The sequence below is a fragment of the Blastococcus sp. SYSU DS0973 genome, from assembly GCF_054051055.1.
On the sequence record NZ_JBJHAN010000005.1, the window covers coordinates 39158 to 54496 of the forward strand.

At 71.9% G+C, this 15339-nt stretch carries 18 protein-coding genes; 5 read left to right on the forward strand and 13 right to left on the reverse strand.

Going from position 1 to position 15339, the window contains the following annotated elements:
- Positions 1-3: 3 nt before the first annotated feature.
- The 6 genes from ACI791_RS10435 to ACI791_RS10460 all read right to left on the reverse strand — a co-directional run bounded on the left by ACI791_RS10435 (position 4) and on the right by ACI791_RS10460 (position 5510).
- The gene (locus ACI791_RS10435) at positions 4-753 is read right to left on the reverse strand and encodes a hypothetical protein (protein WP_456585984.1); all 750 of its coding nucleotides are present in this window, start codon (positions 751-753) and stop codon (positions 4-6) included.
- A complete protein-coding gene (locus ACI791_RS10440) occupies positions 750-1430 on the reverse strand; it encodes a helix-turn-helix domain-containing protein (RefSeq protein ID WP_456585985.1) in 681 nt (226 codons plus the stop codon). Before ACI791_RS10440 ends, ACI791_RS10435 begins: the two co-directional genes overlap by 4 nt.
- A gap of 85 nt (positions 1431-1515) precedes the next feature.
- Positions 1516-2682: a DUF3048 domain-containing protein gene (locus ACI791_RS10445; protein WP_456585986.1), complete on the reverse strand. Its 1167-nt coding sequence runs from the start codon at positions 2680-2682 to the stop codon at positions 1516-1518.
- A 126-nt stretch (positions 2683-2808) separates the two neighbouring features.
- The gene (locus ACI791_RS10450) at positions 2809-3669 is read right to left on the reverse strand and encodes an NUDIX hydrolase (protein ID WP_456585987.1); all 861 of its coding nucleotides are present in this window, start codon (positions 3667-3669) and stop codon (positions 2809-2811) included.
- 100 nt (positions 3670-3769) lie between these two features.
- The gene (locus ACI791_RS10455) at positions 3770-4006 is read right to left on the reverse strand and encodes a FitA-like ribbon-helix-helix domain-containing protein (RefSeq protein ID WP_456585988.1); all 237 of its coding nucleotides are present in this window, start codon (positions 4004-4006) and stop codon (positions 3770-3772) included.
- A 565-nt stretch (positions 4007-4571) separates the two neighbouring features.
- Positions 4572-5510, reverse strand: coding sequence for an HNH endonuclease (locus ACI791_RS10460; protein ID WP_456585989.1), 939 nt, complete (start codon positions 5508-5510; stop codon positions 4572-4574).
- Positions 5511-5911: 401 nt separating this feature from the next.
- Between ACI791_RS10460 and ACI791_RS10465 the strand changes: the two genes are divergently transcribed.
- Complete coding sequence (locus ACI791_RS10465; protein ID WP_116451168.1) at positions 5912-6613, forward strand: EcsC family protein; 702 nt, start codon at positions 5912-5914, stop codon at positions 6611-6613.
- Between the two features lie 295 nt (positions 6614-6908).
- Here ACI791_RS10465 and ACI791_RS10470 read toward each other — a convergent pair whose 3' ends face one another.
- Positions 6909-7091, reverse strand: a complete 183-nt coding sequence (locus tag ACI791_RS10470) for a hypothetical protein (RefSeq protein ID WP_456585990.1) — start codon at positions 7089-7091, stop codon at positions 6909-6911.
- A gap of 128 nt (positions 7092-7219) precedes the next feature.
- Here ACI791_RS10470 and ACI791_RS10475 point away from each other — a divergent pair, with 128 nt between their 5' ends.
- Both ACI791_RS10475 and ACI791_RS10480 read left to right on the forward strand, forming a co-directional pair.
- Positions 7220-7615: a hypothetical protein gene (locus ACI791_RS10475; protein ID WP_456585991.1), complete on the forward strand. Its 396-nt coding sequence runs from the start codon at positions 7220-7222 to the stop codon at positions 7613-7615.
- Between the two features lie 80 nt (positions 7616-7695).
- On the forward strand, positions 7696-7920 hold the full coding sequence (locus ACI791_RS10480) for a hypothetical protein (protein WP_456585992.1): 225 nt from the start codon (positions 7696-7698) through the stop codon (positions 7918-7920).
- Between the two features lie 379 nt (positions 7921-8299).
- Here ACI791_RS10480 and ACI791_RS10485 read toward each other — a convergent pair whose 3' ends face one another.
- The 6 genes from ACI791_RS10485 to ACI791_RS10510 form a co-directional block, all read right to left on the reverse strand.
- A complete protein-coding gene (locus ACI791_RS10485; RefSeq protein WP_456585993.1) occupies positions 8300-9958 on the reverse strand; it encodes an NERD domain-containing protein in 1659 nt (552 codons plus the stop codon).
- On the reverse strand, positions 9955-10089 hold the full coding sequence (locus ACI791_RS10490; RefSeq protein ID WP_456585994.1) for a hypothetical protein: 135 nt from the start codon (positions 10087-10089) through the stop codon (positions 9955-9957). Before ACI791_RS10490 ends, ACI791_RS10485 begins: the two co-directional genes overlap by 4 nt.
- A gap of 252 nt (positions 10090-10341) precedes the next feature.
- A complete protein-coding gene (locus tag ACI791_RS10495) occupies positions 10342-10713 on the reverse strand; it encodes a type II toxin-antitoxin system death-on-curing family toxin (protein WP_456585995.1) in 372 nt (123 codons plus the stop codon).
- The gene (locus ACI791_RS10500) at positions 10710-10916 is read right to left on the reverse strand and encodes a ribbon-helix-helix protein, CopG family (RefSeq protein WP_456585996.1); all 207 of its coding nucleotides are present in this window, start codon (positions 10914-10916) and stop codon (positions 10710-10712) included. Before ACI791_RS10500 ends, ACI791_RS10495 begins: the two co-directional genes overlap by 4 nt.
- A 90-nt stretch (positions 10917-11006) precedes the next feature.
- Positions 11007-11969 (reverse strand): Lsr2 family DNA-binding protein, encoded by a 963-nt coding sequence (locus tag ACI791_RS10505; RefSeq protein ID WP_456585997.1) that lies wholly within the window; start codon positions 11967-11969, stop codon positions 11007-11009.
- Between the two features lie 143 nt (positions 11970-12112).
- On the reverse strand, positions 12113-12874 hold the full coding sequence (locus tag ACI791_RS10510) for an LLM class flavin-dependent oxidoreductase (RefSeq protein ID WP_456585998.1): 762 nt from the start codon (positions 12872-12874) through the stop codon (positions 12113-12115).
- A 181-nt stretch (positions 12875-13055) separates the two neighbouring features.
- Here ACI791_RS10510 and ACI791_RS10515 point away from each other — a divergent pair, with 181 nt between their 5' ends.
- Positions 13056-13838 (forward strand): thioesterase family protein, encoded by a 783-nt coding sequence (locus tag ACI791_RS10515; RefSeq protein ID WP_456585999.1) that lies wholly within the window; start codon positions 13056-13058, stop codon positions 13836-13838.
- A gap of 65 nt (positions 13839-13903) precedes the next feature.
- A complete protein-coding gene (locus ACI791_RS10520) occupies positions 13904-15331 on the forward strand; it encodes an ADP-ribosylglycohydrolase family protein (RefSeq protein ID WP_456586000.1) in 1428 nt (475 codons plus the stop codon).
- Positions 15332-15339 lie beyond the last annotated feature (8 nt).

Consider the following 15339-nt stretch of genomic DNA (forward strand, 5'->3'; position numbering starts at 1 on the left):
CGATCAACCCAGCAGCAGCCGCCAGGTGGCGTAGCCGTCGTCGGCGGCGTCGCCGAGCCGGCGCCACTCGGGAGCGTCCGGATTCCCGAGCACCTCGTCGAGCCGCTGCAGCCGCTTGCGGTCACTGCCGGCGAACCGGTCGCGCTCGGCGAGCGGATCGGGGATCAGCCCGGTCAGGAACGCGGCGTCGCCGCTGTGCCGCTCGCGGTCGCGGGTGTCGGTCGCCCAGGCGGCGGCCTTGAGCACCAGGGCGCCGAGCGGATCCGGCACCGGGACGAGCGCCGTCCGCCTCCCCTTGATCACGTGCACCGGCATCGCCCGGCGCAGGGCCTGGGTACCGCCCTCGATGCGGATGGTGTCCCCACCGACCGTGCGCAGCCGCCGGCGCGGAGGGGTGTGATCCGGAGCGAGGATGTCGGCGCGGGCCTGGTCCCGGGCCCGGACGAAGCGGTAGACCTTGCCGGCGGCGTCCGGCTGCGGTTCGAGGTCCAGCCCCCGCACCGCGCGCACGCACCGGGCCAGCCCGGCCGCGTCGGTGAGCAGGTCGGCGAGGACGTCGACGTCCTGGCTGGCCCGCGTCGCCACCCGGCCGGCGAGCAGGCCGTGCAGCATCACCATCTGCCCGCCGACGAGCACCCAGCCGGTGGGCGGCAGGTGCTCGGCGAGGTCGAGGACGAGGTCCCAGAGGGTGTCCAGCGGGCCGACCAGCGCCGGCAGCTCGACCCGCGGCTCCGGTAACCCTGCGGCGGTCACCGGGGAAGGTCGCCCAGCGCGGCGGTGAGCAGGTCGAGGCCGGCCCGCCGGGTGCGCACGTCGGGTGACTCGGCGAGGTCGACGGCGACGACCGCGCTCGGCATGTGAGTGCGGCCGGCCAGCTGCAGCTGCTCGTACCGGGGCACGCGCACGACCAGGTTGGCCTCGCCGCGCTCGGACAGCCCGAACTCCCGGCGCAGGTCGGCGAACGTGCCGGCGGTGCAGTACATCTCGGCCGCCGCCTCGGGGGCGACGATGTCGGCGCCGACGGCAGCGGCGGCGGTCAGGCCGGAGGGGACGACGCCGTCGGTGGTGAGGAGCCGGTCCCGGTAGGCCGGCAGGACGCGCAGCTCGTGGCGCTCGGCGCGGTCGCGGGAGGCGGCGACCAGCCGTTCGGCGTCATAGCTCCGGAGGCGGGCCAGCAGCCGGGAGCGCTCGGCGGGCGGGAGCCAGTCGACATCCTCACCGGAGAGCTGCCAGAGCGCGGCCCATGCGGTCCGCGGGGCGAGGGCGCGACCGGCGGTGATGGGCAGGCGGGCGCGGCCCTCCACCGCGTCCTCGTCGAGCACGAGGGTGCGGCCGACCCGGTGTGCCGCGAGCTTCCCGGCGCTGATGAGCCGGCGGACCTGCTTGGGTTCGACGCCGAGACGCTCGGCGGCCTGGTCGACGGTGAGCATGCCGATCCCCTCGTTGGCACAAACAGGTATGTGACGCCCCCTATTGTGCCAATAGGTCGGGTCGGCGTTCTCGGCGGCGCGCCGCTCAACTGGTGACGACCTCGCCGGAGTTGGGGACCAGCTCGACCCAGGTGGTGCCGGGCGCCAGGGTCAAGGGGTCGCCGTCCGCGTCGATCAGCTCAACCCTGTCACCGACGGCCGGCTTGGACCAGGTCACCTCGATCGTGTGCCCGCCGGAGGCGACGAGGGCGGGCCCGCTGCCGGTCAGGATCGTCTCCGGAACGGGGTTGCCTGCCGGATCGCGGGCTTCCGTCTGGACGACGTCGACGCGGAGCACAACGACGTTGGTGGCGCCGATCCGCGCGCCGTCCGCCTCGACCGCCGGGGTACTCCCCTCAGCACGCAGCCAGCGACCATCCGCGGCGCTCCAGGTCCACTGGGGACTGCTGATCCCGGACAGCGTGAGGTCCAGCGTGGTCGTCGGCTGCCCGGCGGCGACGGCGGTGGACTGCCCTCCCGTGGCAGCGTGGTCGAACTGGGCGCCGGGCGAGGCGCGGTGCGTGGCGTCGGCCTGGTCGAGGAGGGTTTGCGGCACCGCGTGGACGTTGTGCGGCGCGGAGCGGGTCCTCGTCCGGAAGAAGCCGTCGGCGCCGGAGTCCTGACGGAGCACCTGCAGGCCGGCGTCCCGAGCGGCGCTGACGTAGGCCGGCACGCCGCCGGAGAACGCGAGCAGCCCGCCGAGCGGTGCGGCGATCGCGGGGTCCATCGGCCGGATCGACCGCACGGGGCCGATCTCGGGCGGCAGCGTGGAGTGGTAGACGGCGACGAACCGGGTGATGCCGCCCTCGACGACCTGCTCCCAGACCATGTCCGCGGCGCTGAGCCCGGTCTGCGGGCGGGCGGCGGCGGAATTCTCGATCTTCACGGCGAGCGCCGGGCGGTCGGGGACCGTGCCCGCCGGCGCGCCGGTCAGCGGCCAGGTGGGCCCGGACGGCGACGTGCCGGCGAGCACCGAGTCGAGGACCGACAGGGCCGACACGTGCGGCTTGACCGACGGCCACACGACGACACCGGCGACCACCAGCACCGCGAGCAGGAGGAGTCGGCCCGCGCGCCCGGAGCGCGGACGCTTCTTCGCCGTCCTCCGCCTGGCCGGCCGCCGTCGCTGACCGGAGCTCTTCGTGGAGCGCTTGGTGGACCCGCGGGCGGTCGTCGACCGGGAGCGGGTCCGTGGTGCGGTCGGCCTGGGCACGGGGAGCTTCCTGACTTGGTGAGGTCTTGCCTCTTCTCTATCGGCACGGTCGGCCGGACCCAGGACCGAGCCGCTCAGCGGGCGGGGCTGCTCGTGGATCGGCGTCACCGACTCGGAGGCCGCCGCTCAGGTCGACGTCGTATTCCCTAGCGGCTCGACCAGCTCAGATAGCGGAGCCGGGCCGTCAGCCCCGTCGTACAGGTAGTCGAGGCGGCCGCCGGAGAGCACCGGACGACTCATGATCGGCCGGATGCGGCGGGACTCGGCCATCGCGGAGGCCAGGTCGGGATGGGCGGTGAGATCGCGCAGGGTCGACGCGGTGGCGTTCATCATGGTCAGCGACTTATCGCGGAAGCCCCGGAACGCCTCGGCGACCGGCAGCCAGGTCACCCGGTCGGCCTCGCCGCCGACGTCGCGGGTGCGCTGGCCGGCCGGGATCGCGGCGAGGAAGAACCGAGTGTCGAACCGGCGGATCTGCCACTCGGGCGTGATCCAGTGCGCCCAGGGGCGCAGCAGGTCGGCCCGCAGCAGCAGGGAGCGTGCAGCCAGGAAGTCGCTCAGGGCCAGCGTGCCCTCGATGAGCGCCAGTCGGTCGCGCTCCCAGTCCTCACCCGTCGTGTCGGCGACGGGTGTCCCGTTCCGGTGCGCGGCGAGCAGGACCCCGGACTCCTCGAACGTCTCGCGGACCGCCGCCGCGACGAGCGCGGTCGCCAGCCCGGGGTCGCAGGAGAACGCCTCCGCCCACTCGGCGGGCGGCGGGCCGGCCCAGTGCCCGGCGGCCTCGCGGTCGCGCGGGTCGACCGAGCCGCCCGGGAAGACGTGCATCCCCGGAGCGAAGGCCATCGTCGGACGGCGCCGGAGCAGGTACACCTCCGGGCCGGTCGCACCGTCGCGGAGCAGGACCACGCTGGCGGCGTCCCGGGCCTCGACGACGTCGGTCTCACCGCGCAGATACCGCTCGACGAGTTCCCTGCGGTCGGCGGCCATGCCTGTGATGCTCGCACCGAGGCACATCGGCGCGCTCAGGAGCCGTGCGGGCCCCCGTCGACCACAGCGGCGACCACGACGGAGGCAATCACCACGACGGTCACCTGCGGTCGGCGTCGCGCAGCTCGAGGATCGCGTCACCGGACCACCGGCTTCCGGTGACGACCGCACGCTGCTGCACGCGGTCCCACAACGGTTCGGGGCCGGGGCGCCGTGCGAGCGCCACCAGTTGGCTGCGCAGGTACTCATGCAGGGGTTGACCGGCTCGGGCCGCGCGCATCGCCAACTCATCCGCGACGTCATCGGGGACGTCGCGGATCGTCATGGACACCGGCATGCAGGCAAGGTATCCGCGGTCGCAGCAGCTGAGGTTGCGGAGGGCCAGTACCCCGGCCGCCAACGATCCCCCTGCTGATGCGGCCAGGCGGCGGCGTTGGGGTGTCACTGAGCGGCCCACTTAGGGACAGTCGATACGGATTCGCCTCTGGGTGCCGCTGCCCGACGTCGTGGCGATGCAGACCCGCCAGCTCAACCTCGAGGGCGCGGGTGAGATCCCGCTGCACCGGCTGGTCAAGGAGGCGCTGTGGATACGGCCCTCGCGGGTCGTCGTCGGCGAGGCGCGGATTCCGGCGAGAGTGTCCCCGCGCGACCTGCGGCTCTCCGCCGACGGACACTGCCCGCGTCGTCCGGCCACGGACACTGCTGGGGCGAACGGTTCCGCGGAAGGACACTTCGCTCCGCCGACGGACACTTCCGGCGACGTACGAGCCCGGAGATGGCGCTCTCGAGCATGAGACTTGCGGCGACTGGCGGCCGCCACGTGGGCACAGCGCTGCGGCCCGGACCGAGGTGGGTCCAGGCCGCGGAGGCTTTGGTGGTCGGGCCGCGCTCGGGACCCGGTGTCAGACGAGCTTGGCGGCCTTCGACCGATTGCAGCGCCAGCACAACGTCTGGAGGTTCTCCGGCGTGGACAGGCCACCCTTCGACACCGGGATCATGTGGTCCACTTCCAGCAGCAGGTGGGGCTCGTCTGCCAGGGACACGGCGCAGCGCTGGCAGGTGTAGTTGTCGCGCGCCTTGATGTCATTGCGCAGCCTGGTCGTCATCAGGGCGCGCTGGCCGGCTGCGCTCCTCCTCCAGCGGATCTTCTGCCCGAGCGTCTCGACAAGTGCGTCGATGACCGGAGCGTTGAACGTGACGGTCGCCCTCTGCGAGCTGTTGCCACCGGCGCTGACGTACTCGAACACGTAGACGGGGTAGGGCACGGAGATCGGCGCGAGGTGCGCGCCGACCTGCGCCATCAACTCCCGCCAGTAGTGCTTACGGATGAAGCTGGGCGGGTCGATCGACGCGGCGATGGCGGCCTCGCGCTCGTGGAGGTTGCCGACGGCTGCCTCGAGGCGGGAGATGCTCTCGCCGAGGCGCTCGACCTCCTCAAGGCTGGGCTCGTCGGCCCGGATGCCGAAGTACTTCATCACGTACTTCAGCGGGTCCGCGCTGGCGTTTCGGACGACCTGCAGGGAGCAGTTGTGCACATTCCGGGCCTGGTAGCTGGCCAGGTTCCGGTCGCGCCGGTAGTTCCACTGGCTGGTGTTCTGAAAGGACGCCAGGTGCGCCTGGGTCCCAGTGGTCGACGCACCGATTTGGAACGTGCCGCCGGACCGGATGTCGGCGGTGTACGCGCTGACTTCGTTGTGCTCGGCGACCACCGCGGCGACAGCGGCCTTGTGGGCCCCGAACTCCTCGCTGGCGAAGTAGCGCTCCTTGCGGATGTAGCGGATGAGGCGGATCAGCGCCCACGCGGCGAGGACCACAGCGACGAGCGTCAAGAAGTCGTTCACGGCTCGGCACACTCCGTGATCGGCCAGCGAAATGCCACCGACCGCGCCGCGCATGCGCCGCGTGAGGCCCGTGGGGTGCGGATGGCCGCGGGATGCGCCCCGCCGGTCGGGTCCAGCCCCGCGGCTGCGCTGCCGCCGGGGATGCACCGCAATCTCGCGCTTGGACGCCTCCGCGGTCTCGCCTCCTCACGCGGCAAGGGGACGCTCGCCGCCGTCGAACCACCCTTCCCGCTAGCCAACGTGCCGTGCACCAGCTGCGCCGGACATGCGCCGCGGCTGCTGGCGGGGCGTCTGTGACGGCAGTGAGAAGGGCCGCTTCCTGCGGCGGTGTCGGCGGCACGGTCCCGGTTCTCTCGTCGTCGATGACGAAGAGTGGAGGGACCGAACGGGGAGGAAGACCGATGCAGCTGATCCGCAAGACCGAGGTGGTCGAGGACTACGACACCGATGAGCTGGTAGGCGAGGTGATGCCTACCCAGACGAGTCGGAAGGGCGCCGAGCTCGCCGAGAAGCTGGTCTCGAACATCCTCTCCGTCGGCGTGGACGGCGCCGGTCGGTTCAAGGGCGCCCGCGAGATCGCCGAGGAGCACCGGGCCCACCACGTCGACGTCGAGGTGGCCATCGCGAAGGTCATCGCCACGCATGCGCGCGTAGTCACGGCGACGGGATTCGCCACCGGGCTCGGCGGGATCGCCACACTGCCGGTCGCGATCCCGACCGACATCGCGATGTTCTACGCCTACGCCGGCCGCTGCGCCGCCGCCGTCGCGTATCTCCGCGGGTACGACATCGAGTCCGACGAGGTCCGGAGCGTCGTACTGCTGTCACTTCTGGGCGCAGGCGGTGTCGCGGCCGCGTCGAAGGTCGGCGTCGAGCTCGGCACCAAAACCGCGATGGCTGCACTCAAGAAGCTGCCCGGCAAGGTGCTCATCGAGATCAACAAGAAGGTCGGCTTCCGGCTCGTCACCAAGGCCGGCACCAAGGGAGTCGTCAACCTCGGCAAGCTCGTGCCGTTCGTGGGTGGGGGCGTCGGCGCCACGGTCAACGCGGTGGGGATGCGCACCGTGGCGACCTACGCGAAGAGCAACTTTCCGACTATCTGACGAGGAGCACTGCCATGCTGTTTCGCCGCCGGCGGCCTGAGCCCCACGTCACCGCAGTCCGTTTCCTGCCGTTGCACCGAGCGTCGCATGGGAAGTGTGTTGCATACGGCCGAACTCCGGAGGAAGCGGTCGCGCGATGGAAACGGCGCCACAAGGCTCAGAGCTTCAGCGTCTGGGACGTCCCCGACGCGATTGCGCAGGCCGTCTTCTTCTAGCTTGGCGAGCCGTGCGCCGAGCTGGACGGGACAGTGTCCTAGGCGCCGGCAGTGACGGTGACAGTCCTCGGACATCGCGGTCAGCTGCCTGCGGTGACGTAGCGGTCGAAGATGGTCAGGAGCGGGTAGTCGGCCGGGCCGTTGCACAGGATCGAGGCGGTGCGCTGCCGCAGCAGCGGCTTGCGCATGTGCGCCGGAACCGTGACCGGGCCGGCGGTCAGCAGTAGCTGCGCTCCACCGGCGGTCAGCATGTCGGCGTGCACGTCGTTGAGGCGATGCTTGGCCGGGTGCAGTTCGACGAGCGCGTCCTGCTGATCGCGTTCAACTCCGGCCTACCCAGTGGTAATGGCGCACTGGGCGCGCGTGCGTGGCGAGATTGTCGGAGTTACCTGTGACGATCCTCGGCATGGATAGGGAAGTAGTTGTAGCCATCGTGTCGTCGGCGATCGCCCTCGTGGCGTTGGTAGTCGCCATCATCACAGCGATTTTCGCCCGGTCTCAAACACGCAGCGCGAAGGCGTCTGCTGACGCCGCCAAGGTGCAGGCAGAGCGAGCAGGCGAGCAAGTCGACGTGGCAAGGCAATCAGCCGACTCAGCGCGCGAGCAGGTCGAGGCCGCGCGTCGACAGAACGAGCTGCAGGAGATGGTGCGCCAGGACCAGGCGCAGCCTTACGTCGTCGCCGATGTCGTCCCCAGCCCGGGGTCTGGGCACCTGCTGCAAGTTGCAGTCACGAACCACGGCTCGACCATTGCCCATAACGTCCGGGTCAAGTTGACCCGCCGCTGATGTCTCGGTGGCAAGGTCGTCCAGTCGAGCCCTTCGCCGCACTTGACGAGGGCATCTCGTTCCTAGCGCCTGGACGAAGCATGAAGTACCACCTGGGCACGTCTCCCGACTACTTCGTCGGTGGCCAACTGCCCGAGGACAACAAAGTCACCGTGGACTGCGAAGGACCGTTCGGAGCGCTACCGCCGTTGACTTACACCCTGTCGCTGGCCGCACTCAGGAACAGCGAGGCGGCGGCCCCGGGGACGCTCGGTCGCATCGAGGACTCGATCAACAAGCTGACCAAGGTGATGAGTCAGCAGTGAGCTTCGGGTCCACCTTCGTCGACGTCGTCAGGGGGGCGTGCCCAGCTGAACCAACTCATCGAGGAAGTGCGCCTGGACCACGAACTTGCGGATGTTCACCCCCATGTGACGGCGGGTGATGTCTGTCTTCTAAGCCGCCTTCAGGGCGAACGTTGCCGGGCACGGCACTAGAGCAAGCAGCCTCTGCGGGGAAGACGACGAGCGATCCGTCTCTGCTTCACTCGATCTCGACCGCGATGTCAGCCTGGCGGAGGCCGACATGGAGACCGTCACCCGGAGCCGATACGCGGTCGTGAGCAGGTAGTGCGCCTTTCCCGGCGTGACGACGACGCTTGAGAAGCCGCCGAGTCCCCACGTACCCCGACGGCTTGTGCGAGGTTCATCGCCCGCGCCCGTCTCCCTCCTTGCTCGACAGGCGCTGCGCCACGGCCGGGCCGCCGACGCGTCGGATCAGGTCCAGGTCCCCGCAGACGACCGGCAGGTCGCGGGCGCGGGACAGCGCGACGTAGAGCATCTCCCTGGCGCGGGACTCGTCCCGGAAACCGTTGACGGCCAGCACGACGGCCGGCCGCTCCAGCCCCTTGAAACCGAGCACGTGGCCGTAGAAGACGTCGTCGTCCTGCCAGAAGGTCGCCCAGTAGGCGTCCTGCCCCTCCTCCTGGCGTTCCCTCTGCACGTTGTGCCGCCGATGGGTGGTCAGCAGCGCCACCGACTCGGGCGGCCAGCCGTCCTCGAGCAGCGCGTCGGCGACGTCGTCGGCCGCGCCGACGGCGCTTTCCGTGCCGCACTGGACGAACCGCACCGGCGCACCGGAGGAGCCACGGATCTTCATCTGCTCGGGCGCGAGGCTCGAGAAGGTGCCGGCGATCTGCTTGGTGTTGCGCAGGTTCTCGTTGAGCGGGATCGGCATCAGGTCGACGGTCGGCCGGCCCTGCCTGGCGAAGATGCGCTGCCCCTCGTCGGAGAAGACGTAGAGCGAGCCCGTGTCGGGGTCGCGCAGCGCCGCCAGGACGGCGTCCCACCAGCTCTGGGCGAAGTCCTGACCCTCGTCGACGACGATCGCGTCGAAGCGCTCACGCTCCGGGAGCTCCGCCGCGAGCGTCACCATCGCCGCGGGCAGGAACTCCTCCCAGTAGCCGCTGTCGTCGTCCGAGCCCGGCTCGACGCCCCAGCCGATGCCGAGGTTGTGGAAGGTGCCGACGTAGGCCGGTCGCTGCCGCTTGGGCAGCGTCTCGACGCGGCGCTTGAGGAACTCGGCGAGGCCGCGCGAGTAGCACATGACCGCGACCCGCTGACCGTCCGCGGCGAGGCGGCGGGCCTTCTCGACGGCCAGCCACGTCTTCCCGGAGCCTGCGCCGCCCCGGATCTCCACCCGGGAGAACGACGCCAGCAGGTCGAGGACCTTGGCCTGGTCCCGGGTGAGCAGGTCGCATGCGGCTTCGCGCTCGGCGAGCTGCGCGAGCAGGTGCTGCTGCGGGATGAGCGTGCCGGCCAGGCAGTCGACGAGGGCCTCGACGTCCTCGGCGGTCGGCGGGTCGGGCTCGTCGCGGACCTTCTCCAGCGCGGCCCTGATCCGGGCGGCGGCGTGCGGGACGTCGGTCGCGTCGATCGCCATCCAGCGGGCGAGGCCGGGGGCCATGAAGTCCGGTGCCAGCGTGGTGGCCGGCAGCGCGACGAGGTGCGCGGACCTGGGCCGGCCGGCGGACCAGCGCGGGTGATCGGCGAGGTAACCGCACAGCAGGTGCTTGCAGGCGACGGCCTGGTCGACCGGGTGGATGACGTGGTCGGTGCCGTCCCCGCCCTGCCGCCACTCCCCCCGCTGCAGCGTGACATGGCCGCCCTTGACCTCGACGACGGCGACGCCCACGCCCGGCCAGGCGACGACGACGTCGGCCTCGCGGTCCTGCTGCCCGTCGCTCAGCCGGACGTTGCAGAAGAGCGCGGCGTCGTCGGGAAGCTGCTCCAGCAGGGATTCCACCAGAAACCGCTCGGCCGCCGACGCGAACTGCGGGTCGTCGGGGAACAGGAGAGCGGTCACGCGCGCACCCCCGCGACCGGAAGCGACTCCCAGAACACCGGCTCGCTGATCACCCGGGCGCCGAGCGACGCGACCCGGTCCGTCACGGGATGCAGGCCGGTGGTCTCCACGTCGACGACGGCAACGGTCACGACGGCTCCTCTGGGCTCGCGGCCGAACGTCGACCGAGCGTGCGGACGAGGCGGACCATGGCACGTCGGGGCGACGAAACCCGGGGTTTCGGGCCGAGCCAGTCCGTTCCCGCCTCACGCGTCCCACGGCCACCTCGCGAGCAACCTGGTGCGATGGCAGATCGGCGAACCGCACTCCGCTTGCTGCCTCACCGGAGCTCTCCTGACCCCATCACCAGCCGCGGGAGCTGCGCGCCTGCCCCAGAGGATGCCTCAGCGACGAACGACCCTGAGGCGGGAAGCGATCGCCTCGACGTCGACGCCGCCGGCCGCCACGTCCATCACGAGCGTGAACGCTGCGTCATCGTCCAGGTCTGGGGCGTGGCCGTTCAGGTCGAGGAAGACGACCGTGGCCAGCCAGCCGAGCCGCTTGTTGCCGTCGACCAGCGCGTGGTTTCGGACGACCGAGTGCAGGAGGGCCGCAGCCTTGAGCGGAAGCGTTCCGTAGGCGTCCTGCCCGAGCGCCTGCGCACGAGGGCGGCCGGCGGCGGAGTCCAGGAGCCCGATGTCCCTGACCGGGCCCGCTTCCAGGGCTCGGGTGAGAGACAGCAGATCCTCGAGATCGAGGTACTCGACCTCGTTCACGCCGTACCGAGGCGATGCAGGACATCGCCCCACTGCTCCAGAAGCCGCGCGGAGCTCTCCTGCACCCGGGAGACGTGACCGCTACGCGCGTGCCGCTCCAGGACGGCACGCCGAACGATCTCCTGCCGTGAGGTGCCCTCCGCCTCAGCGAGGGCGGCGAGAGCCTTCTCCAGCTCGTCGTCGATGCGCAAGGTCATGGCCATGGGCGCGATGATACCGGAGTGATACCACCCTTGGTAGAGGGCTCGCGGATCCGTTCGCCCTGGTCGCCCCTCGGCCACGAGTTCCCTTGATCAGCCCGCCGACCGGTGGAAGCGACGGAGGAGGTCGGCCGGTATCCGGCCACGGTCACTGACGTCGATTCCCTGCGTCCGCGCCCAAGCACGGATCTCCGCAGGCGAGGCGGGCCGGGCCGGCACCGGCCGGCCTGGGGCGAACGAACCCTCGACCGCCTCGGTGGCACGCACCGCGCCGAGTTCGGCGAGGCACGCGCCGAGCCAGCGGTAGGTCCACTCCTGCGCCAGGGGCCGGGTCTCGCAGAAGACCACCGGCACCGAGGGAAAGCGGGCCTGGGCCTCGGCCAGCGCCTCGGCGACCCGGGCGCCGGGCGTGTGCGGCAGCTTGAACAGCCGGCTGTAGCGGTCCTCGACCACGACGGCGGCGCGCGGCAGCGCCGTCAGCTCGGCGAGGGCGTAGGTGAGCTTTCCCGACAGCAGGCTGCCGGCGAGGTCCTCAAGGGTCTTCCTCTCGACGGCGGCGACCACGTCCCCGTCGAGCTCGACGGCGTAGTCCCCGGCGGCCAGCCGCTGCCGCCGGGTGGTGGCCTGCTGCGCACCGAGCGCGTACGGGTACTTCTCGCCGCTGTCGACCAGGATGTCGAGCACCTGACCGTGGGCCCGGGCGGTGGGCAGGTGGGCACCGGGGCGGGCCTGCTTCGTCGTCCGCGGCGACTGCCAGAAGATCATCTCGCGCCCGCGCCCCTGGGTGATGACCAGTTGCGAGCGGTTCTCCCGCGCGCGGGCCAGCACCAGGTCGATCGCGGGACCACGGCGGGAGCACGACCGGACCGCGTGCCGTTCCACGATCTCCGCGTCGTCCGGCCACGCCTCGGCCCGGTGGCAGTAGACCTTGGCCGTCCGCGGCCACGGCTCCTTGGCCTTGACGACGACGCCGGCCGGGCCGAGCGGGATGCGCACCAGGTAGGGCAGCGTGGACTCCGGGTCAGGGTTGCGCGCCACGAGCAGGTCGTCGACCACGGCTCCAGCCTGGCACGGCGAGGTCGGTTCCTGGGCATCTCTACCGGTGAGCAGCGCGGTGCAGTGCGACATCGGCGGACGGCGGGGATCGGCCACGTGTGCCCGATGCCGTCCCAGCAGGCCTCCCGCGCCCCTGACGCTGATCACCCGTTGGCGGGGCCCCAGCCGAGCGCGGGCCCGAGGCGGGTGGCGATGTCGGTGAGGATCTGCACGTAGTCCTCGTGCTCGAAGCTGAACGGCAGCGCGAAGACCACTTCGCGCACCTCGCGGAAGCCGGCGTGCGCGTAGAGCGCCTCGGCGATCTGCTCGGAGGTGCCCAGCAGATCCGGCGCGAACAGCAGCCGACCGGGCCCCTGCGGGACGCCGACGCGCGACGAGCGGGCCTCGACGTAGGCGGCATACCTGGCCCGCTGCTCGTCGGTGGCCGAGTCGGTGGGGATGACGACGAGGCCCTGCGAGGCGCGGGCAGCCTCCCCCGCCGGCGAGGCGGCGCGGAAGGCGCGGATCTGCCCGGCCTGGATCTCGGCGAAGTCGACGGAGTCTTCCGCTTTAACCACGCTGCTAGTCAGGAAATCCATGCCGTGCGCGCCCGCCCACTGCGCCGACCGGGTGCTGGCGCCGCCGTACCAGAGGCGGTGCTGCAGCCCGGGCGAGTGCGGCTCCACCCGGTCGGACCACTCCTCGATGCCCTCGCGGCCGCGGACGGTGCCGGCCTGCTCGCCGCGGACGAACCGGAGCAGCCGCTCGACGCGCTCGTAGCTGAAGTCCTCGGCGTCGGCGGTGTCGGGGTACAGCGACTCCTTGACGTCGTCCCAGCGCATCGGCGGGCCGACGCTGACGCCGGGGTTGAGCCGGCCGCCGGAGAGGATGTCGACGGTGGCGAGGTCCTCGGCCAGCCTGCACACCGACCGATCCGCCCATGCCACTCCCTGGTCCGCACCGTACCCGTGACGGCAGGGGCGGACCATGACAGGCACCACCGACAGCGAGCGGCCATCCGCAGAGCCGGCCGGTGCAGCGACACCCGATCGGGCGATGGCACGTCCGCCCGATCCCCGGGTGACCGCCTCGGCCAGACTGCCGGGCATGGAGTTCGAGGCCTTCTACCTGCCGCTGGGCGACAACCGTTTCGCGCCCACCCGGGCCACCGAGAGCCCGTGGGACCACAGCGCCCAGCACGGCGGACCGCCGTCCGCACTGCTGGCCCACCTCGCGGCCGACGCCGCCCGAGCGACCGGGGCCGGTTCCCGCCCGGCCCGGATCAGCGTCGACTTCTTCGGCGCCATCCCCCGCCGCGAGCTCGCCGTCGAGGTGTCCTCCGTCCGCCCGGGGCGGCGGATCGACCTGACCGAGGCCGTGATGACGGTGGAGGGCCGCACGGTCGCCGTCGCCCGCGTGTGGTCGCTCGCCGTCGGACCGACCCCACCGGTGGTCACCGAGCTCAACCCGCCACCCGCCGTCCCCGACTCCTCGCCGCAGGTGCTGTTCGGCCTGCCCGACTGGGGCTTCGGGCAGGCCATCGACTGGCGCTACACCGCCGGATCGCCGCAGGAGCCCGGGCCGGCCGACGTCTGGACCCGAGTGCGCGTCCCACTCGTCGCCGGCCTGCCGCTCACCGGTCTCGACCGCGCACTCATCGCCGCCGACGCCGCCAACGGCATCTCCGTGGAGCTGCCCATCGACAGCTGGTGGTCCATCCCACCGGGCATGACCACCCACCTGACCCGCGAGCCGGACGGCGAGTGGGTACACCTGGCCTGCCGCACGCAGATCGCCGCCGACGGCATCGGGCTGTGCCACGGCGAGCTCTCGGACGAGCGCGGCTCGATCGGCGAGGTCGCCCAGCCGCTGCTCGTCCAGGCCCGCTGACGACGCCACGAGCCTCATCCTGCGTCGCACGCACGCGCGGCACCGCCGTCGGCGAGGATGCCTGAGTGACCCAGCGCATGCACCGCTCCCACCGAGTGGCCGGCGCGCTCGTCGGCTCCGCCGTCGGCGACGCCCTCGGCGCCCCGTTCGAGTTCGGCCCGCCCGGGCAGTTCTCCACCCGCTTCCCGGTGCCGGCGCGTGGCTCGAAGACGGAGATGTGCGGAGGCGGCTCACTCGACTGGGAGCCGGGTGAGTTCACCGACGACACGCAGATGGCGCTGCTGGTGGCGACGTCGCTGGTGGAGCGCGGCGGCCTCGACGAGGCCGATGTCTTCGACCGGTTCCGCGCGTGGGCCGAGGCGGGGCCGCCGGACATCGGCAACCAGACCCGGGCCGTCCTCGGCTCCGGCCGGCCGTGGGATGTTGCCGCGGTCGAGCACTTCGCGCGGTCGGGTCACGCGGCCGGCAACGGCTCGCTGATGCGGACGACGCCGGCGGCCATCCGGTTCTCCCGGGAGGGGCGCGAGGAAACCATGGACGCCGCCCGGCGGATATCGGCGCTGACCCACGGCGACCCGTCGGCCGGAGAGGGCTGCGCGATCTACCACGAGCTGATGCGGGTGGCGCTGGACGGAGGCGACCCGCTGACGGCGATCCCGACGGCGCTGGAGGCAGTGCTGACCGAGCATCGGGAGGGGTGGGCGGCAGTTCTGGCACCGGACTGGACGCCCGACCGGGCCACCGAGTCGAACGGTGCGGTGTGGCCGACGCTGGGCCAAGCGGTGTGGGCGCTGCGGAACGGGCGTGACTTCGCCGAGGTGCTGCGGCTGGTCATCGACCTCGGCGGGGACACCGACACGGTGGCCTGCGTGGCCGGCGGGCTGGCCGGGGCCGTGTACGGGATGGGCGGCATCCCGAGCCGGTGGGCGTCGGCGGTGCACGGCCAGGTGCCCGGCCACGGCGACAAGGTGTGGCGCCTGTCCGACCTGCAGCAACTGGCGGCGGCGCTGGACGGCGGGGTGCAGCAGAACTACGACCCGGGCGTGATCCCGCGCATCGGCCCAGCAGAGGTCCTGCCCGGCATCTGGGCCGGCAACCTCGACGGCGCCCGGTACAGCGACGACGACTTCGCCGTCATCTCGCTGTGCCGGCTGGGCGAGCCGTTCCCCCACCCGGTGCACCGGATGGCCTACATCGCCGACAACGAGCACAACGCCGACCTCGACGTCATGCTCGCCGACGTCCTGGACGACATGGCCGCGCTGCAGGACGAAGGACACCGGCTGCTGGTGCACTGCCACGGCGGCGCCTCCCGCACCGGGCTGGTGCTGCGCGGCTGGCTGGTCCGCGAGAAGGGGATGTCGGTCGCCGAGGCGACGGCGCACGTGGCCGAACGCTGGCCGCACCTCGGGCTGTGGAACGACAGCTTCGCCGCCGCACTCGAGCACCTGGAAGCGCGGCGCGGGGCGACCGAGGGCGATCAGGCCCTGTAAGCCGCCTG